Origin of the sequence: Halorubrum sp. CBA1125 (assembly GCF_009742825.1) — an archaeon.
Taxonomy (GTDB): Archaea; Halobacteriota; Halobacteria; order Halobacteriales; family Haloferacaceae; genus Halorubrum.
Genome location: NZ_WPCE01000003.1, coordinates 1 through 16,252, shown reverse-complemented (window position 1 = coordinate 16,252; position 16,252 = coordinate 1). Strand labels below are relative to the sequence as shown.

Annotated in this window: 15 protein-coding genes and 2 pseudogenes; 6 read left to right on the top strand and 11 right to left on the bottom strand. The window is 62.4% G+C overall.

Features of this window, described 5'->3' with window-relative positions; all coding sequences use genetic code 11:
• Positions 1–17: 17 nt before the first annotated feature.
• From GJ633_RS00930 to GJ633_RS16880, 4 genes and pseudogenes are all read right to left on the bottom strand, one after another.
• Entirely contained in the window at positions 18–473 is a 456-nt protein-coding gene (locus tag GJ633_RS00930; RefSeq protein WP_156586385.1) for a universal stress protein, read from the bottom strand.
• 529 nt (positions 474–1,002) lie between these two features.
• Positions 1,003–1,758, bottom strand: coding sequence for an HTH-type transcriptional regulator XacR (gene xacR / locus GJ633_RS00925; RefSeq protein ID WP_156586383.1), 756 nt, complete (start codon positions 1,756–1,758; stop codon positions 1,003–1,005).
• 133 nt (positions 1,759–1,891) lie between these two features.
• A pseudogene (locus GJ633_RS00920) lies at positions 1,892–2,982 on the bottom strand (M24 family metallopeptidase).
• A 33-nt stretch (positions 2,983–3,015) separates the two neighbouring features.
• Positions 3,016–3,294, bottom strand: a complete 279-nt coding sequence (locus GJ633_RS16880; RefSeq protein ID WP_197431168.1) for a hypothetical protein — start codon at positions 3,292–3,294, stop codon at positions 3,016–3,018.
• A 698-nt stretch (positions 3,295–3,992) separates the two neighbouring features.
• On the opposite strand from GJ633_RS16880, the gene GJ633_RS00915 reads away from it, so the two are divergent.
• Together GJ633_RS00915 and GJ633_RS00910 are read left to right on the top strand one after the other, a co-directional pair.
• A complete protein-coding gene (locus GJ633_RS00915) occupies positions 3,993–4,769 on the top strand; it encodes a hypothetical protein (RefSeq protein ID WP_156586381.1) in 777 nt (258 codons plus the stop codon).
• Positions 4,770–4,866: 97 nt separating this feature from the next.
• Entirely contained in the window at positions 4,867–5,754 is an 888-nt protein-coding gene (locus tag GJ633_RS00910; RefSeq protein WP_156586379.1) for an MBL fold metallo-hydrolase, read from the top strand.
• A 42-nt stretch (positions 5,755–5,796) separates the two neighbouring features.
• On the opposite strand, the gene GJ633_RS00905 is transcribed toward GJ633_RS00910, so the two are convergent.
• The 5 genes from GJ633_RS00905 to GJ633_RS00885 all read right to left on the bottom strand — a co-directional run bounded on the left by GJ633_RS00905 (position 5,797) and on the right by GJ633_RS00885 (position 11,494).
• The gene (locus GJ633_RS00905; protein ID WP_156586377.1) at positions 5,797–6,180 is read right to left on the bottom strand and encodes a helix-turn-helix domain-containing protein; all 384 of its coding nucleotides are present in this window, start codon (positions 6,178–6,180) and stop codon (positions 5,797–5,799) included.
• Positions 6,181–6,916: 736 nt separating this feature from the next.
• The gene (locus GJ633_RS00900; protein ID WP_156586375.1) at positions 6,917–7,765 is read right to left on the bottom strand and encodes a phosphogluconate dehydrogenase C-terminal domain-containing protein; all 849 of its coding nucleotides are present in this window, start codon (positions 7,763–7,765) and stop codon (positions 6,917–6,919) included.
• A gap of 64 nt (positions 7,766–7,829) precedes the next feature.
• On the bottom strand, positions 7,830–9,230 hold the full coding sequence (locus GJ633_RS00895) for a four-carbon acid sugar kinase family protein (RefSeq protein WP_156586373.1): 1,401 nt from the start codon (positions 9,228–9,230) through the stop codon (positions 7,830–7,832).
• Positions 9,230–10,504, bottom strand: coding sequence for a ribulose-bisphosphate carboxylase large subunit family protein (locus tag GJ633_RS00890; protein ID WP_156586371.1), 1,275 nt, complete (start codon positions 10,502–10,504; stop codon positions 9,230–9,232). The genes GJ633_RS00895 and GJ633_RS00890 overlap by 1 nt, the downstream gene beginning before the upstream one ends.
• 99 nt (positions 10,505–10,603) lie before the next feature.
• The gene (locus GJ633_RS00885) at positions 10,604–11,494 is read right to left on the bottom strand and encodes an MBL fold metallo-hydrolase (protein WP_156586369.1); all 891 of its coding nucleotides are present in this window, start codon (positions 11,492–11,494) and stop codon (positions 10,604–10,606) included.
• A 118-nt stretch (positions 11,495–11,612) separates the two neighbouring features.
• On the opposite strand from GJ633_RS00885, the gene GJ633_RS00880 reads away from it, so the two are divergent.
• The 4 genes and pseudogenes from GJ633_RS00880 to GJ633_RS00865 all read left to right on the top strand — a co-directional run bounded on the left by GJ633_RS00880 (position 11,613) and on the right by GJ633_RS00865 (position 14,838).
• Positions 11,613–12,587: a TIGR03557 family F420-dependent LLM class oxidoreductase gene (locus tag GJ633_RS00880; protein ID WP_156586367.1), complete on the top strand. Its 975-nt coding sequence runs from the start codon at positions 11,613–11,615 to the stop codon at positions 12,585–12,587.
• A 248-nt stretch (positions 12,588–12,835) separates the two neighbouring features.
• Positions 12,836–13,120, top strand: coding sequence for a helix-turn-helix domain-containing protein (locus GJ633_RS00875; protein WP_156586365.1), 285 nt, complete (start codon positions 12,836–12,838; stop codon positions 13,118–13,120).
• 5 nt (positions 13,121–13,125) lie between these two features.
• Positions 13,126–13,629, top strand: coding sequence for an IclR family transcriptional regulator C-terminal domain-containing protein (locus GJ633_RS00870; RefSeq protein ID WP_156586363.1), 504 nt, complete (start codon positions 13,126–13,128; stop codon positions 13,627–13,629).
• A gap of 130 nt (positions 13,630–13,759) precedes the next feature.
• Positions 13,760–14,838, top strand: a pseudogene (locus tag GJ633_RS00865) (ADP-ribosylglycohydrolase family protein).
• Between the two features lie 361 nt (positions 14,839–15,199).
• Here GJ633_RS00865 and GJ633_RS00860 read toward each other — a convergent pair.
• The gene (locus GJ633_RS00860) at positions 15,200–15,964 is read right to left on the bottom strand and encodes an IclR family transcriptional regulator (RefSeq protein WP_394351110.1); all 765 of its coding nucleotides are present in this window, start codon (positions 15,962–15,964) and stop codon (positions 15,200–15,202) included.
• 65 nt (positions 15,965–16,029) lie between these two features.
• A partial coding sequence (locus GJ633_RS17485; protein WP_231741175.1) for a hypothetical protein occupies positions 16,030–16,252 on the bottom strand: 223 nt, incomplete at its 5' end.

Sequence of the window (16,252 nt, the reverse complement as noted above, 5' to 3'; positions counted from 1 at the left end):
CGGTCGGTCGGCCCTCGCTAGTCTCGCCGGATGTACGTTACCGGGCAGGGGGCGTTCAGGAGAATCCGCTGGGCACTGTCGCCGAAGACGGCCTTGCCAGCCGGCGAACGTCCGCTCCCGCCGATAAATAGGAGGTCAGCGTCGATCTCCTCCGCGATACGGATGATCTCGGTCTGCGGCTCGCCGATACTGCCTCGGATCTCCGTGTCGACGCCGACCTCATCGAGACGCGCCGCGGGCGTTCGGAGGTCGTCGTGTCGCGTCGCGAGCGCGTCCGGGTCGATCTCGCTCGCCGCCAGGTCGGCGTCCAGCTGCTCTATCAGCCCCTCATACTCGTCTTGGGAGAACACGTGCAACAGGAACACCGTCGCCTCCGACGGTCCGGCGATCGGTTCGACGACGTCGAGGAACTCGTCGACGTACTCGCGGTCGTTCGGTCCGATTGCCACCAGGATGCGTTCGAGCGTTTCCATACCAGGGCCTTCGACCGAATCTCCATTAGGTGTTGTGGTCGGGCGTCCGTGAGCCCGAACCAGCCCCTGAGCCACGGGATCGGTGGCGTTCGCGAGCGGCTACCGAAGCGGGAGTCGACCGCGACCGTCCCTTCGGCGGCGACGTCGGAGGTCGGCGAGAGCGGCGTATATCCGAGAGCACGTGCGATCTATCGGACGATCGGCTCGTCGCCGAATCACTGGCCGACGAGATCAAACCGTTATCTTCGGAAACGTGGCGTGAGCAGAGACGAGGGTATCGGAATCCGACGCAAGCGAACTGCGGACGAGAGTCACCGAGTTGCATCGCTCACGATCAGCCTGCTATTGTCTCCCATTCGTCGGCCCATTATTGCTATTATTTCCTATGTGAGAATAGGTCTTCACCCGGTCGACCGATTTTATCGTCTGTATACTACTGTAATATGTAATTGAGTACCACAAAACATCCGCTAATTGCTCGTAGATTGTTTATTACGTCTATGACAAACTGTTCTGAGAAATAAAACGATCAGTAGTTGATGTTGAGTTCGATGACGTTCGCTGCACTGAGAACGCGCTCGGCCGGTTCTCCGTGTAGATCCTCGTCACTGAACCGACTCGCCGGTGCAGAGACGCTGATCGATCCGAGAACGTCGCCGGAGGAGTGTTTGATCGGCGCCGCGATACACCGGAGCCCTTCGAGCCGCTCGCCGTCGTCGATCGCGTAGCCGCGTTCACGGATCTCCTCGAGCGCCTCGAACAACTCTGGTTCAGTGCCGATGCTCTGGGGCGTCTGGCGTTCCAGCCCCCGTCGTTCGATGATTTCCTCGACCCGTTCATCGGGGAGATGGGCGAGGATCGCTTTGCCGAGCGCCGTCGTGTGTAGGTGGGTCCTGAGCCCGGCGTACGTGTCGAGATCCACTGCGTCGTCGCCCTTCGACCGCATCAGATACACGCCCATCCCCTGTTCCTCGACGAGCAGGTTCGCGAGTTCGTCCGTCTCGTCCGCGAGCGATTTCACCTCGGGTTCGGCGACCTGGTAGAACTCCATCGATTTCCGAACATGACCCCCGACTTCGAGGAACTTCAAGCCGAACCGATACGTGTCGTCGGACTTGATTACGTACCCGTGTTTCCGGAGCGTCGTGAGGTGGTTGTGTACTGCGCTTTTTCCCATCTCCATCCCGTCTGCTAGCTCCGTCACGCCACACGGACCGCGATCTTTCAACTCCTCGATGAGTGTGAGCGTCTTCTCGGTGGTTCGGACCGGATGTTTGGCGTCCATACGTGGCTTGGCCTATCGGTACCGCACCAAATAAGCGTTCTCTGATACTCAAAGGTGGGGAGACCGTTTTCGAACGAGAACCGACACCAGAGCCTGCAGCGGAGGGTGTCACCCAACGGCGGTGGCCACCCCGTTACTGCCAGAGGATATCGGGGAGCGTCAGCGTACCGTCGACGCCGACGGCGTTGGCCGTCAAGGTGGGGAACTCACCAGTGTTCGAGACTACCTCGACGTCGTCGTCGGTCACGAGGACCGTGTCCTCGGATTTGGCGCCTTCGACAGAGGGATTCCAGCCGTAGGCCATCGGCAGTTCGATGGGCGTCTCGTCGCCCGGGGTCGCGACCCACTCCCGCGACGCGTAGCCGAGTGCACCGCCCTGATGGTGATTCTCCCACTCGGCCGGATAGCCCAGTTCTTCGTACGCCGTCTGAATCGTCTCGAACACGTCGCCGGCGGTGCCACCGTCGCGCCCGTGCGCCGCGTCGTGACGGCCTCGGTCGCCGCGATCTTGGAGACGTCCTCGTACCGTTCTTCCAGCCAGTCGGGGGCGGCGTCGAACGCGACCGTTCGCGTGACGGCGGCGTTGAGACCGCGACGCACACCGACGACCGTCAGGACCGCATAGCCGCCCACTTCGGTGTCGGTCGGCGTGAAGTGGCGGTACCGCTGGATGCGGTCTTCGCCGCCGACGAGCGCCACCGAGGACTCGATGCCGCGCCGTTGGAGCGCGTGGTGGAGCCGCGCGGCCACCTCACGCTCGGTGTCGGAGGGAGCGACGTCCCGCGCGACCTCCTCGACGGCCGCGGCCGTCTCGCGACTCAGCGTCCGATAGCGCTCGACGTCGTCGTCGGTTAACGGCTGCGTCAGTGCCGATCGGTCGATCCGGTCGAAGTCACTACACGTGAAGTCCGCGGCCGCCGGCGTCGGTGCGAACGCCGAAACCGCATCCGCGACGCCGCTCTCGTACCACGGGTGTTCCACGAGGGTGACATCGGCGTCGATCTCTTCGTCGAGGAGCCGGTGCCCCTCGATATTCGACGTGATGACGGTGACCTCCTCGCCGTCGTAGCCGGCGGCGGCGATGCCAGCAGTTCCCTCGCGGACGATCAGGTTGCTACCCCCGGTGAGCCAGGCGAACATTGGCGGCGTCGCGAACCACACGGACGCGAGGTCGTTCGTCGCGAGATACTCGTCCAGCCGGTCGAGCTTGGCCTGTTCGGTCATGGGTCGACGTCGGTGCCTCCAACTCCACGCGACCTAATAAAATCTGAGGGGCCGCCCTCCGTTTCGAATCCGCCGTGTGCGGGTCGTACCAGTACGTGCCGCCGGGAGGGTCTCCGTCGTATCTCGCGTCATGATGACACCGCCGACGAGCATCGGTCCCGCGAGAGCGACCATTCCCGCATCCCAGCCCGTCCCCGTCGTCATCGTGCTGCCGCTCATCTCACCGCTCATCCCCATACCACTACCATTGGCCGTCATTCCGGTCCCGAGCAGCACCTGATCGAGGAGCATGATGACAGCATACCCGATCATGAGCGGCCCGCTCGTGTCACCGAGTCGTTCGGCGAGGTCCGTAAGAAGGGCCGCACCGTGAACGAGACAGACACGCGGCTGACTTGGAACCCACAGAGGAAGCAATTACAAACGCCCAATGGACAAGGATGGTTACACTGATCTTGGGAACTTTAGTAAGCAATACGTTGTGAATCCAGCGCTACGTAGATTGATATCAGATCTACTCTAAAGAGGAGATACTTTGCAGTATTTTTCTCCGTTAGAAGAGATAAAGAGCCATACATTCAGTAATTTTCCATATTTTCTTCATTCGGTCAGAACATATGGCCTATTGAGAATTTCAACAGATCCGGTTCGTTGTGATTGGATTTTGAGGAATGGTAGACATTTCCGAACGTGATTGGTCATGTTTGACAAAGTGTAGGGTGAACGACAAACTTATGTAATTCAGTTACAGAATGCCGGCAGTGTCAGGTTCGCCATACAGACTCAACGATTATTTTGGCAGGTCGTCGTCTGTTCTTCTCCTTGCTCCTTCACACGAATTTCCCGACGACAGTGCTTGTATCGATCTGTTGACTCGCAATCCGCCCGGAGAGACCAACGTATTGAGCATCACACTCTCGGCGTCTCCCACAGAGCGGCTGTCGGTCTGGCAACGCGAAGCTGGCAGCGAACTTCCAGCACGGGCGACGATCGTCGACGCAAGACGAGATATGACGAAAGCCAAGCTCCCGACCTCCGAAGCGGGGTCGATCTCGGTGCGTGGAGTTCCTGAGAATGCGGACCTCTACGATGTCGGTCTCGCTGTCGCCAGCCAACTTGGTGCGTGGAAACACACCGACGAAGAGACGGTCGTGTGCTTCCACTCGGTAACGACGCTGCTTGCCACCTACGACACCGAGCGAGTAATTAGCCTGATCACCTCCCTCAACGCCCTCTGTGAGCAGCTCGACGTGACCGCTCACCATCACGTCGATCCGGACGAACACGACGAAGAGACGATAACGATGCTTCGCCCGCTGTACGATGCGGTGATCGAGTACACTCCGGACGATGGCTGGATCCCAACGGAAGGTGAGATAACGACGACACCCACGTTCCGTTCGACGACGCCACCCCCAGGCGGAGCGGCGAAGACAGATCCGGACCGCCCCGAAACGGTGCCGATGCGGTACTCTTTCGATACGATACTGGAACTGTTGTCGTCCCCCCGCCGGCGCACGCTGTTGTACAACTTGAAGGGCCAGCCGACAGAGGAGATCCAGCTCGATCGACTGGTCGAGGAAGTTCACGATATCGATCGATCACTGCCGATCCGCGACGGATCGCCACGCGAGCAGATCCGGACCGAACTTCACCACATCCACCTCCCAAAGCTCCAAGAAGCCGGTATCATTCGGTATGACGCCGAGTCCGAAACGGTCCGTTACACGGCGAATGAGGGACTGGAATCCTGTCTCCGATACGTCGAAACGGTCGAATTGGGATGACTGACGGCCTCGGCTTCGTTGCAAGCCCAACGTATCAAACAACAGGTGGAACTCCTGAGAGCCAACTATATTACCACGGCACGTGTTTGCCATCTCGATGGTCCACTCGACATGGGGAGACACGTTCCTCAAGCAAGAAATTGAGGCGACCACGCCGGACTGTCTGACCGTCTGGTACCTCGGCTGTAACGGGTTCGTGCTTCGATCGCCCGAAGCGACGATCTACGTCGACCCGTACTTCGGTGACGGGGATCCGCCCACGTGGTATCGGATGATCCCCGTTCCGCTGGATCCGGAAGACGTTACCGCCTGCGACGCCGTGCTCGCCACCCACGAGCACGTCGACCACTTCAACCCCGATTCGTACGGGCCGATGGTGGAAGACCTAGGCGCGGACTTGTACGCGTCCTCGACCTGTTTCGAATCGCCGCAGATAGACTATCCCGACCTGCGGGCACCGAAATCCCGGCGGCAAATAGTCGAACCGGGCGCCTCGTTCGACATCGGCGACCTCACGGTTCACGTCCGAGAGAGTAACGATCCGGACGCGGCGGGCGACGTCTCGTACGTCGTCGAGCACGAGACGGGCACCTTCTTTACGGCGGGCGACAGCCGGGTTGCCGACGCATTCGACGAGATCGGCAGCGAGTTCGATATCGATTTGGGCGCGCTTGCGTTCGGGACACACGCGCGGATCTTCTACACCGGCGACTGGATCACAGAAGACGAGGAACCGCACGCGGAACCCGGAAAGATGTACATGGACGAAAACGACGTGGTCGAGTCGGCGAACGCACTCCAGTTGAATCGCCTCGTCCCGTGCCACTTCGACATGTGGAAGGGAGGGTTAGCGGACGCGAAGTCCATCCACGAACACATGGCGTCGTTCGCCTACCCGCGGGTTCTCGAGGTGGCGGAGGTCGGTGATAGGCTGACCGTTCGAGAGCCCGGTATCGAACCGATGCGAAATCTCGGTGAACACTGAGTCCCGTGGTGGGGTTCTCACGTCGTTAGGCGCGGAACGCGATCACGGATCTGCATCGGCGGGCGCCGTCAGGTGTTGCATCCCCCAGTCGCGCATCGCGTCGATCACCGGTTCCAGCGATTGGCCGTGAGGAGTCAGCGAGTACTGGACTCGAAACGGTTTCTCGCTTACGACCTCTCGCTCGACGAGGTCGTTCTCCGCGAGGTCGTCGAGGCTGTCCGAGAGGACCTTACTCGAGATCCCGTCGACGGCCGTCTTGAGGTCGTTGAACCCGCTGGGACCGTGTTCGAGGAGCCGATGGATGATGACCGGGTGCCACTTCTTCCCGATGAGCGTGGCCGTGGTCGTCACCGGACACCACTCCTCGCCGGCACACCAGACTTCGAGTTCGCGGATGGAATCGTCCGAGTCGGTCTGGTCCGACATACGCCCAGAGAGGAACTCGGTCGACTTAGTAGTTACCGAACAATATCGAGTTACGAGAGGTTACCAAACAGCAGCCCGCCGTTCGGACCGACGCCAGCGACGCTTTTCCCCCTCTAGCGTCGTGGTCGATAGCTCCTGGGCAGCGAGTGTCGGCTCCTTGCCCGCTCGCGGAGGCGGTGAGAGTTCGCGTCGCGTTCTAGTTTGTTATCAGTCATGTTCGACGATTGGCCGCTCGAAAGATACGTTCGACAACGCATCTGTTTCCCCTGGAGGTACCCCGGGAGTGGAGTCTGAGACCCGAGTGTCGCCGGGAGACGACCACCGAGCTCCACCGACTAGTCGACATGTGTGATCGTCATCGGTGGTCTACCGAGGTGAACCGTGTCAATTGTCGGGATATTCGTAGAGAAGTTGAATCGATCGTGGATCGACTGCACCGGACAGGTATCGATCGGCGACTATCCGATCCACCGTTTTGCCCATCCCAACGAGATTCGAACTCACGCTCTCAACCGATATTTCAACGTTCTATATAGTATTCGAAAGCGATAATCGTTCAGGCGGAGACGCACGTCCACGTCGGCGGTCTCTCGGAGTGTCCGCACTCACGATACACGATAGCCGATCCACCACGGAGAGTCGGTGAGGCGGACGTCCCGTCAACAACGGGGGCCTGAAGGATCGGGTGCCGAGTCCATCCCGTCGCGGTCTCGCCTTCCGATTCCGCGACCGGACGCTAGTCGGCGTCGGCAATCATTTCGGCGCTCTCCCGTACGTTCTGGGTCCCGAACACCCGATCTTCCCAGTCGGGCTGGAAGATCTCCTTTTTGGCGTTCTCGATGGCCTGTTGGGCGCCGTCGGAGAACGGGAAGTCGGTGTACCCGAAGGTTATCCCCAGTTCGATGCGCAGGTGGCCGAACAGCATCGCCCGCGCGGCGTCCTCGGGAACGCCCATCTCGACGACGCGTTCGTAGCCGTCGCAGATGACGTCGAGGCAGGTACCCAGGAGCGTCTCGACGAGTGCGGGTTCGAGGAGGGCCATCTGCTCGGTCGTCACCCGGTGGGCGTCCCGAACGGGCGCGTACATGTCCCGTGCGATCGCCTCTCCCTTCGAATACTCGTCGTCCGACCCCTGGTGGAGCGCACAGACGATATCCTGCCGGTCGCGGCCTTGCCCGCCGAACCAGTCGGTGTCCTCGTCGTCCATGCTCGTCTCAGCGGTGAAAAACGAGGGGTGACACGGATGCGTGAGGAAGTACGTGACGTCCTCGCGGTCGTGGAGTACGCGGGCGTAGGCGGCCGCGGGGTCGAGCAGGACGATCATCGTACCGCTGTCCACCTTCGGGACGACGTCGTCGGTGATCGACCCGATCAGTTCGTCGGGGACGGCCATCACAACGATGTCAGTCCCGTCGAGCGCCGCGTCCGTCGACTGCGCGGAGAGCCCCCGATCGGCGAGTCGCTCGCGCCCTTGCTCGCCGGGCTCGACGTATCGCATCTCGTAGCGGTCGTTGTCCTTGAGTCGGTCGGTGATCCGACACCCCATCTTGCCACCGGCGCCCATGAGAGTAACCGAGACGGCCATTGTCACATGCCACTCCGTGAAGTGTAATAGTAGTTTCGCCGGAGGGAGTCGAGGGGGTCGGCGATCACTCGGGGGGAACGCCGCCGGCCCGGACCGCGCCGAAGAAGTCCGCCTCGTCGTTGGTCGTCTGGACCTGTCCGCCCTTGAGAGCGATCTCCAGTCCGTCGAACGCCTGGGTCCGCGAGGCCGCCCGACACAGCGGGCTCCCGGGCCCGACGGGGACGAGAAACTCGAGTGCGAAGACGTCGAGGTGTGGAGCGACGTGGCCGCTGGTGTCGCCGCCGGCGACGCAGACGCGATCGACGGCCGTCGCCTCGAGGATCGCACGGGTGATCTCGCCCTGCTGGGTGCCCAGCAGGGCGCCGAGACGCTCACCGTCGACGTCCAGCTCGCGAAGGCGCTGGTTCGTTCGCTCGATCGCCGGATCGTCGGGTCCCCGCGCTGAGTACAGGAGCGAGCTCGCGCCGTCGTCGATCGCGGTCAGCGCGGCGTCGATCGCCTCCTCGCGCGCGTCTTCGGCCTCGTCGGGGTCCACCAGACGGCGGGTGTCGAGTCGGACACCTTCGAATCCGTTCTCCAGCGCCCAGTCTATCTGATCGCGGTTGACGGGCGAAGCGCTCCCCGACATCACGACGATCTGATCCACCGGACCCGCCGACTCGGGCGCCTCGGGGACGGATACGACGCCGGTGTCCTGCCAGTGCCGTGAGAGGGCGTAGTTGAGCCCCGACGATGCCGCCGAGAATAGGGGGTCGGCACGACCGTCACGCTCACAGTACTCCCAGATCAGGCGGCCGACTTTTCGCTGGTGATCGCGGTTGAGGCCGTCGAAGAACACGATCTCGTTGTCCGCGACGACCGTCTCGAGGTCGTCCCGGAGCGCTGCGTCCGCGTTTCCGTCGACGCTTCGGACGTCCAGTAGGCCGATCTCCCGGTCGGTCTGCTCGCTCAGGTGTTCGGTGAGATCCGCCTCCGTCATCGGCGTCACGGGATGTTGACTCATCGTGGGATGGCGATCGAGACGGTAGGTGGTCCCCTCGAGCGTCGCGAAGAGGTTGCCGAACAGCACGTACCGCCCCCGCGGTTCGAGCGAGGGAGCGGCGACGACCACGGGAACGAACGGCGAGCCGAACACCTCCTGACCGATGTCGATGGCCCGACCGATGCTCCCCGTGTCCGGCGCCGAGTCGAAGGTCGAACACACCTTGTACTGAACGATCTCCGCGTCGAACGCTCGCAGCGCTTCGAACGCGGCCGGCAACTCCTCGCCCATCTCGTCGGGAGTCATGCTCCGACTGGTCCCCGCGATCCCGACCGCCCGCACCTCGTCGAAACGCTCCAGGTCCTCCGGATCCGGCGACTCGAGGAAGAGGACGGTCGGCACCCCGTTGAGGCTCAGCGACTCCAGGACGTCGGTCGAACCGGTGAAGTCGTCCCCGTAGAAGGCGAGCAGGAGGTCGGACATCAGCGACCACTCCCGACGGGGCCGTAGTGGTCGATCGCCCGTCGAAGCTCCTCGTGATCCTCGGCGTACTCCTCGAGTGGGATGCCCCGCATGGCGGCCTCCCAGCCCTGCTTGAGGTGTTCGACGCCCGCGGCTGGCCCGTCGGGGTGGCCGAGAATGCCGCCGCCGGCGAGGTACATGCAGTCGACGTTGCCGAGCGCCTCGTAAGTTTCGGGGGCCTGTCCCGCCCACTGGCCCGAAGAGAAGACGGGCATCACGGTGTCGCCCTCGTCGACGATAGGGGTCTGACACGTCCGCGCCGACCTGATCACCGATTCGTCGGACTCACAGAACTTGTTGCGGATCCCGTTGACGTGCATGTGATCGACGCCGGCGAGGCGCCAGAACTTCTGGTAGGCCGCGTACTCGAACCCGAGCTGCGGGCAGCGCGAGAGGGCTCCCCAGCCGTTCCGGTGAGCGTGGATCGGGAGGTCAGCGTGGCGCCGGAGTTCGGTGAGGCCGGTGAGTCCCACGCTGTTGACGCTCACCATCACGCAGTTGCCCCCGGCCTCCTTCACGACGTCGTGGCGCGCGAGCATCTCGTCGACGTCGCCGGTGATGTTACAGGCGTACATGACCTTCTCGCCCGTCCGGTCCTCGTGACGGTGGATAACGTCCATCACGGCCTCGATCCGGTCTTCCACGGGGGAGTACGGCGGGTCGGCGATCAGTTCGTCGTCTTTGATGAAGTCGAGTCCGGCGTCGACCAGCGTCTCGACGAGGTCGGCAGTCTCCTGCGGTGAGAGGCCCACGTTGGGTTTGACGATCGTCCCCACGATCGGGCGGTCCCAGACATCGACGATCTCGCGGGTCCCTTCGATGCCGAACTGGGGACCGGGGTAGGCGTCGGCCAGCGCCGCCGGAACGTCGATGTCCAGCAGGCGGAGCCCGGAAAACGGACTGAGTTCGAACAGGTTGCCCGCGACGGTCGTCAGCAGGTTCGGCAGCGAGGAACCGACGTTCCTCATCGGGAAGGAGAGGTCGATCTCGGCGCGCGTGTACGACTCGGGTTCGTCGACATCGTCAGGGGGGGAGGATCCGGGAAGCGTCGGCTCGTCGACCGTGTCGAGTTCGGTGACGCGCGCGACGCGCGCGCCGTGTCGCTCGCGCAGTTCGTCGGTTTCGCCCGGAACGTCGACGAACGTTCCGGAAGACTGCTCGCCCGCCATCGATTCCGCCGCTTCCTCGAGCGAGTGCGACGTTTCGATTCGGTAGGTCGCTTTAAACCGTGACATGTGTCTCTCGGTGTCTCGCGTCTGTCTGGTCGTGTCTCGCGTCGGTCTGGCTGTTCGCTTCCGCGTGCCTGAGCCCAGTTCGGGGCGTCGCGTGTCCCGTCATCGGGGCCACCGCTTCGAGTCGTCCCAGCCCTCTTGGATCGACCGGAGCGAGGCGATCCCCGGCGAGCCCACGGTGACGCGGTCTCCGATCTGGACCGGTTCGATCGTCGTCGGGTACTCGAACGACGCCGCGTGCTGGAAGAGCGACGTCGGGTCACCGCGCACCCCTTTCCACATGTCGTGGTGGCAGGGGAGGAGCCGATCCAGCTGGAGGGCGGTGGCCATCTCGACGACGTCGTTCTCGTCGCTGTACCACCGCTCGACGCGCGTCTCGTCCTCGTCTTGATGATGAATGCGTCCGGCGGTCCCGAACGTGAGCGAGCCGACGTCGATGTCGAACTCCTCGCCGATATCGTAGAACGCCTCGGTCGGCCGGCTGTCTCCGCCGTTGAAGAACGTCCCCGACTCGTGTTCGACGACGTAGGAGACCTCTTCGATCGCGTCGGGGTCGTTTCCGCCCCGAACGTGGACGGTCAGGTCGCCGATCTGGAGCGTGTCGCCGGCGCGGATGACCCGCTTCTGCTCGGCGGGAACCTCGTGTTCCAGTTCGAGATCGGGGTTCTCGTAGGAGGCCTCCGGCGCGCAGATCGTCGCCCCGCAGTTCTCGACGAGCGGTCTGAACGACGGCTCGTGCATGTGATCGATGTGTTCGTGGGTGACGAGGACGGCGTCACACATCGTCGCGTCGGCCGGATCCATCGGCACGGGGATCATCCGTATCGTCCACGGCGGCTTGCCGTTCCCGAAGTACGGGTCGATGTACACCGTCGTCTCCGCGGTCCGGAGGACGAATCCGTTACAGCCGAGGTACCAGATCGACAGGCCGTCGGGATCGGTCGCTTCGATCTCGTCGGACACGAACCAGTCGCCCCAGGTCGAACAAATCATTTCGAATGGGTACTGCGTGGATGATCCACATAAATCATGCGCTGCCATCGCCGGGGTTCCCGAGAAGGGTGGGGGCTCCCCGCGATAGATATATTGTCACGCGACCAGGACAACCGGTATGGACATCGGTTTGTTCACCGCTCACGAGGAGTACGACCCCAGTACGCTACTGGAACACGTGTCGCTGGCCGAGGGGGCCGGGTTCGACACCGTCTGGACGAGCGATCACATCCACCCCTGGTGGCACACGGACGCGCACTGCGGCGCCGCGTGGCCGTGGTTGGGGGCGGCGCTCGAACGGTCGGACTCGGTCCGCATCGGTACGGGCGTCACCCCTCCGATCGGACGCTACCACCCGGGGATGATCGCACAGGCGTTCGCGACGTTGGGCGCGATGTACCCCGGGCGAGTCCACCTCGCGCTGTCCACGGGCGAGGCGATGAACGAAGTGCCGCTCGGGTACGAGTGGCCCGCGTACCCCGAGCGTCGACGGCGGTTGGTCGACGCGTGCGAGATCATCACTCGGCTCTGGGACGGCGAGGTCGTCGACTACGAGGGCCACTACTGGGAGACGAACTCGCTCAACCTGTACACGCGCCCGGACGAGCGGGTTCCGCTGTACGTCGCCGGTAACGGGCCGAAGACGACCCGGGTCGCCGGCGAGTACGCCGACGGGTTCCTCACGCTCGTCGACAACGCGCGGTACCGCGAATCGCTCGTGCCGGCCCTCGAAGCGGGGGCCGAAGCGGCCGGACGCGACCCCGACGACATCCGCCGCATCAAACAGCTGCTGGTCTCGTACGACGAGGACTACGAGAACGCGCTCGAGAGCGTCGGGTTCTGGCGGGGACCGCAGGCCGTGGGATTCGACCAGTCGATCGCGGATCCGCGGGAGATCGAGGAGGCGGGACGGAAGCTCTCGCTCGAGGAGATGACAGACAGCTGGATAATAGCGGACGATCCGGACGACCTCCGAACCGCCCTCGACGACGCCCGAAACGCCGGGTTCGACGAGGTGGAGATACACTCCGCGAGCCCCGATCAACACGCGTTCGTCGAACTGATGGCCGACGAGATCCTGCCGCGATACTAGCGGCCGTCACCGGCTGCTCCGTGGGTATCACGGATGGCGGCCGAGCGACCGAGCGGAAGCGTGAGGGGCCGTTACGTCGATACTATAGAACGAATCGCCGACGAAATGCCTCGCGGTCGTCGCTCCGCTCGCGAATCACCGCTCACGACACGCGACGACGTCAATTCGCGTGTCGAACAACGACCCGTTCGTCAACAGTATCGAACGGCATGAGTAGGCTTTAGTAACCCCACAATGACACGTGACCTATGAGCACGCCAGACGGTACCAATGGGGGGAAAACCATCGGGTCGCTGGAGACGGCTTTCACTATTGTCGAACTGGTGGCCCAGCACGGCGAAGTCACGCCGAGCGGACTGACCGACGAGATCGACTACTCGCGGAGCACGATACATTACTACCTGCGGACGCTAGAGAAACACCGGTTTCTCACGAGAGGTGACGGCGGATACCGGCTCGGATTTCGCTTCCTCCACTACGGAAATCGGGCGGTTCGCGGCCACGAACTCGCCAGAACCGCGAGAGCGAGGTAGAGAAGTTGGCTCGAGAGGCCGACGCGACCGCACTGTTCGCCACCCAACAGCAGGGACGGTGTGTCTTTCTCTGCCAGTCGCTGGCGACCGACGCCGCGGAGGAGGCGTACTACCTCGGAACCGAACACCACCTCCACTCGACGGCGTTCGGAAGAGCGCTCTTGGCGCACCTGCCCGCGGAGATCGTGGACGATGTCCTCGACCGTCACGGACTCCCGGACGCGCAGTCGGAGGCCGACGGCGACCGGGAGGCGTTGGAAGCCACGCTCGCCGAGGTACGCGAACAGGGGTTCGCGTACGGGTGTGACGGTCCCGGTGACGAAGCCTGCAGTATCGCCGCCCCCGTCGTGTTGGACCGCGGACGGGAGACCGTCGGCGCTATTGGGATCGTCGGACGGGAAGAGGAGATCCCGAATCCCGGGTCCCACATCAAAGCCCAGCGGTTCGCGGAGAGTCCCGCGACGATAGTGAAGCGGTACGCGCAGATCCTCCGGAACAAGGTCTCATGATAAAGACATTCCCAATGGCCCACCACGACGACCGAGCGAGAACCGCCGCCGATCGCGAGACCGGACTACGAAACGAGGCAGAATCGCCACAGGGTCGGCCGGAGACACCGAAACAGCCGAACACCGGCCGATGACACGACCCATCGCGGACCGCGTGTACGGGTGCCTCGTGGGGGGAGCGATCGGGGACGCGCTCGGTGCACCCGTCGAGGGGTGGTCGTACGACAGAGTTCGGCGCGAGTACGGGAAAGTCGAAACGTTCCGGGCGTACGATAACCCCCACGCCAAGGGGGAGCCGGGGACGGTCACCGACGATACGGTCATGAGCCACTACCTGTGTCTCGCGATAACCGAGCGAGGTGGACGCGTCACGCCCGACGAGTACGCCGACGTGCTGCGGGAACACCTCAACCCCGAACGGGTCTGGGTCACGGAAGAGATCGTGATACGCAAACTGGCTTCGGGAATCAACCCCTGGGAGGCGGGAAGAGAGAACGTCCCGACGGCACGGCGACGATGTCGATCGCGCCCGTCGGCATCGTCAACGCGGGCGATCCGCGGCAGGCGTACCAGGACGGGTTCAACATCGCCTCCGTGAACCAGGACGGATTCAACCGCGACGCGGCGGCGGCCGTCGCGGCGGGCGTCGCCGAAGCGCTTTCGCCGGACGCGTCCGTCGAAAGCGTCATCGAGGTGATCGAGAATCAGGCGTCCGACGCCGTGTTCCGCGCGGTCGATCGGGCGCGGGGGCTCGCCGAGGAGAGCGAGACGATAGACGAGTTCGTCGAGCAGTTTTACGACGAACTGCTCGACTGGCGGTGGCCCGCAGTGGAGTGGGACCGAGAGCTGTACGAGGAGGGGCGCGTGTTCAGCGCAGACAGCGCCGAGATACTCCCCGCGGCCGTCGGCGTGCTGGAGCTCTGTGAGGGGGACGTCGACCGATCGATCGTCGAGGCTGCGAGCTTCGGACGGGATTGCGACACCATCGCGGCCGTCGTCGGCAACCTCACGGGCGCGCTTCGGGGTGCGGGGAGCCTTCGCGACGACTGGGTCGAGGTGTGCGAGTCGGCAAACGCGGAGTTCTTCGAGGAGGTACACGGGCACGACGGTGTCGACTTCGAGACGGTGAGCGAATGGCTGGTCGAGGCGCTCGAAAACGAACGTCGCCGAGCAGGCAAGCGCGAGGAGACGCTCGACGAGATGTTGTGATCAATTCCCATTACGAGATTACGATTGTAATTATTGAGGTGCTGTGCAGGCGGAGGGATGAACGGTTCAATAGTATCGACGAGCCGTTCGACGGGAGGTCCGTGAGATCGATGAGAGTGTACGGCACACGGCACCCCTGGAACGATGCTCGCACGGCGAGTTCACACGTTCAGGGTATCCAGGTCCGACTAGTAGCACGCAGATCATCAGGTGAAATGTAGATTCAGCAGAACAGAACAGATCTCGCAGTGGAATTACGATATTACGTACGTAAAGTACGAGAGTTCTCGGCTAGGTACGGTGCGTGCTAGGCAACTCACGCGCCGACAAGGTCACGTCAATTCAGACAAGTGAAACGAAATTACGAGTACGTGATGTTTATCTCGATGACGTTAGTCGTGCTTCGCAGTAGTTCCGGTATCTCCTTCGTGAACCGGTCGCCACTGATCCGGCTTATTGGACCGGAGATACTCACCGCACCCAGCACGTCGTCGTCTTGGGTCAAGATCGGTGCGGCCACGCAGCGAAGGCCTTCGAGGCTTTCCTCGTCGTCTATCGCGTACCCCTGATCGCGGATGGTCTCGAGTTCTTGGGACAGCTCTTCCCGGTCGGATATCGTGTGTTCCGTTCGGCTGATCATCCCATGTTTATCGAGGATTTCGTCCACTCGCTCGGGAGCCATGTACGCGAGCATCGCCTTTCCGAAGGCGGTACTGTGGAGGTACTGTCGCTTGCCGATGTACGAGTCGAGGTTCACCGCTTGCTCGCCCCGCTCTCGGTAGAGATAGACACCACGACCGTGCTCTTCAACGAGCATGTTGACGAGTTCGCCGGTTTCTGCAGCCAATTCTTCGACTTCAGGTTTTGCTACGTGAAAGATGTCCATCTGGTTGCGGATATACCCTCCATGCTCCAGAAAGCGGAGCCCCAGGTGATACTCCTCTCCCGACCGGGAGACGTACTCGTTTTCGTAGAGCGTTTGCAGGTGATTGTAGACGGTGCTTTTCGGCAGACCGACGTGGTTCGATATCTCAGTTACCGTCCCCCGTGAGAGCTCTTGAAGCGCTTGCACGATCCGGAGCGTCCGATCTATCGATCGAACATGGGTGTTACCTTCACTCATGATTTTCGGGTCAGTCTACTCCTACTTAGTTTTATTCCATAGAACGGCACAGTTGCGTTGTCAGCCGGTCATTCAACGTAGGGTCTGCCGTTTATCGGAATAAGGGCCAGTGTAACGCGTTTTGTCTGATTGAACATAACACGTCGTTGAACGGTTCGCAAGGATATTATTTCAGCTATATTTCTCAGAACTATCCGTTCGCTACCTGTGCATATCCACCTTTTTCCCGTCGGGTTCTCTCGCTCACTTCGTTCGCTTCGAGAACCGTTCCTCGAAAAACCTGGTGGGAAA

Excerpts from the sequence above, each read along its gene's own strand:
- GJ633_RS00930 (WP_156586385.1), bottom strand. The coding sequence starts at position 473 with ATGGAAACGCTCGAACGCATCCTGGTGGCAATCGGACCGAACGACCGC.
- xacR (WP_156586383.1), bottom strand. The coding sequence starts at position 1,758 with ATGGACGCCAAACATCCGGTCCGAACCACCGAGAAGACGCTCACACTC.
- GJ633_RS16880 (WP_197431168.1), bottom strand. The coding sequence starts at position 3,294 with ATGATCGGGTATGCTGTCATCATGCTCCTCGATCAGGTGCTGCTCGGG.
- GJ633_RS00915 (WP_156586381.1), top strand. The coding sequence starts at position 3,993 with ATGACGAAAGCCAAGCTCCCGACCTCCGAAGCGGGGTCGATCTCGGTG.
- GJ633_RS00910 (WP_156586379.1), top strand. The coding sequence starts at position 4,867 with ATGGTCCACTCGACATGGGGAGACACGTTCCTCAAGCAAGAAATTGAG.
- GJ633_RS00905 (WP_156586377.1), bottom strand. The coding sequence starts at position 6,180 with ATGTCGGACCAGACCGACTCGGACGATTCCATCCGCGAACTCGAAGTC.
- GJ633_RS00900 (WP_156586375.1), bottom strand. The coding sequence starts at position 7,765 with ATGGCCGTCTCGGTTACTCTCATGGGCGCCGGTGGCAAGATGGGGTGT.
- GJ633_RS00895 (WP_156586373.1), bottom strand. The coding sequence starts at position 9,230 with ATGTCCGACCTCCTGCTCGCCTTCTACGGGGACGACTTCACCGGTTCG.
- GJ633_RS00890 (WP_156586371.1), bottom strand. The coding sequence starts at position 10,504 with ATGTCACGGTTTAAAGCGACCTACCGAATCGAAACGTCGCACTCGCTC.
- GJ633_RS00885 (WP_156586369.1), bottom strand. The coding sequence starts at position 11,494 with ATGATTTGTTCGACCTGGGGCGACTGGTTCGTGTCCGACGAGATCGAA.
- GJ633_RS00880 (WP_156586367.1), top strand. The coding sequence starts at position 11,613 with ATGGACATCGGTTTGTTCACCGCTCACGAGGAGTACGACCCCAGTACG.
- GJ633_RS00875 (WP_156586365.1), top strand. The coding sequence starts at position 12,836 with ATGAGCACGCCAGACGGTACCAATGGGGGGAAAACCATCGGGTCGCTG.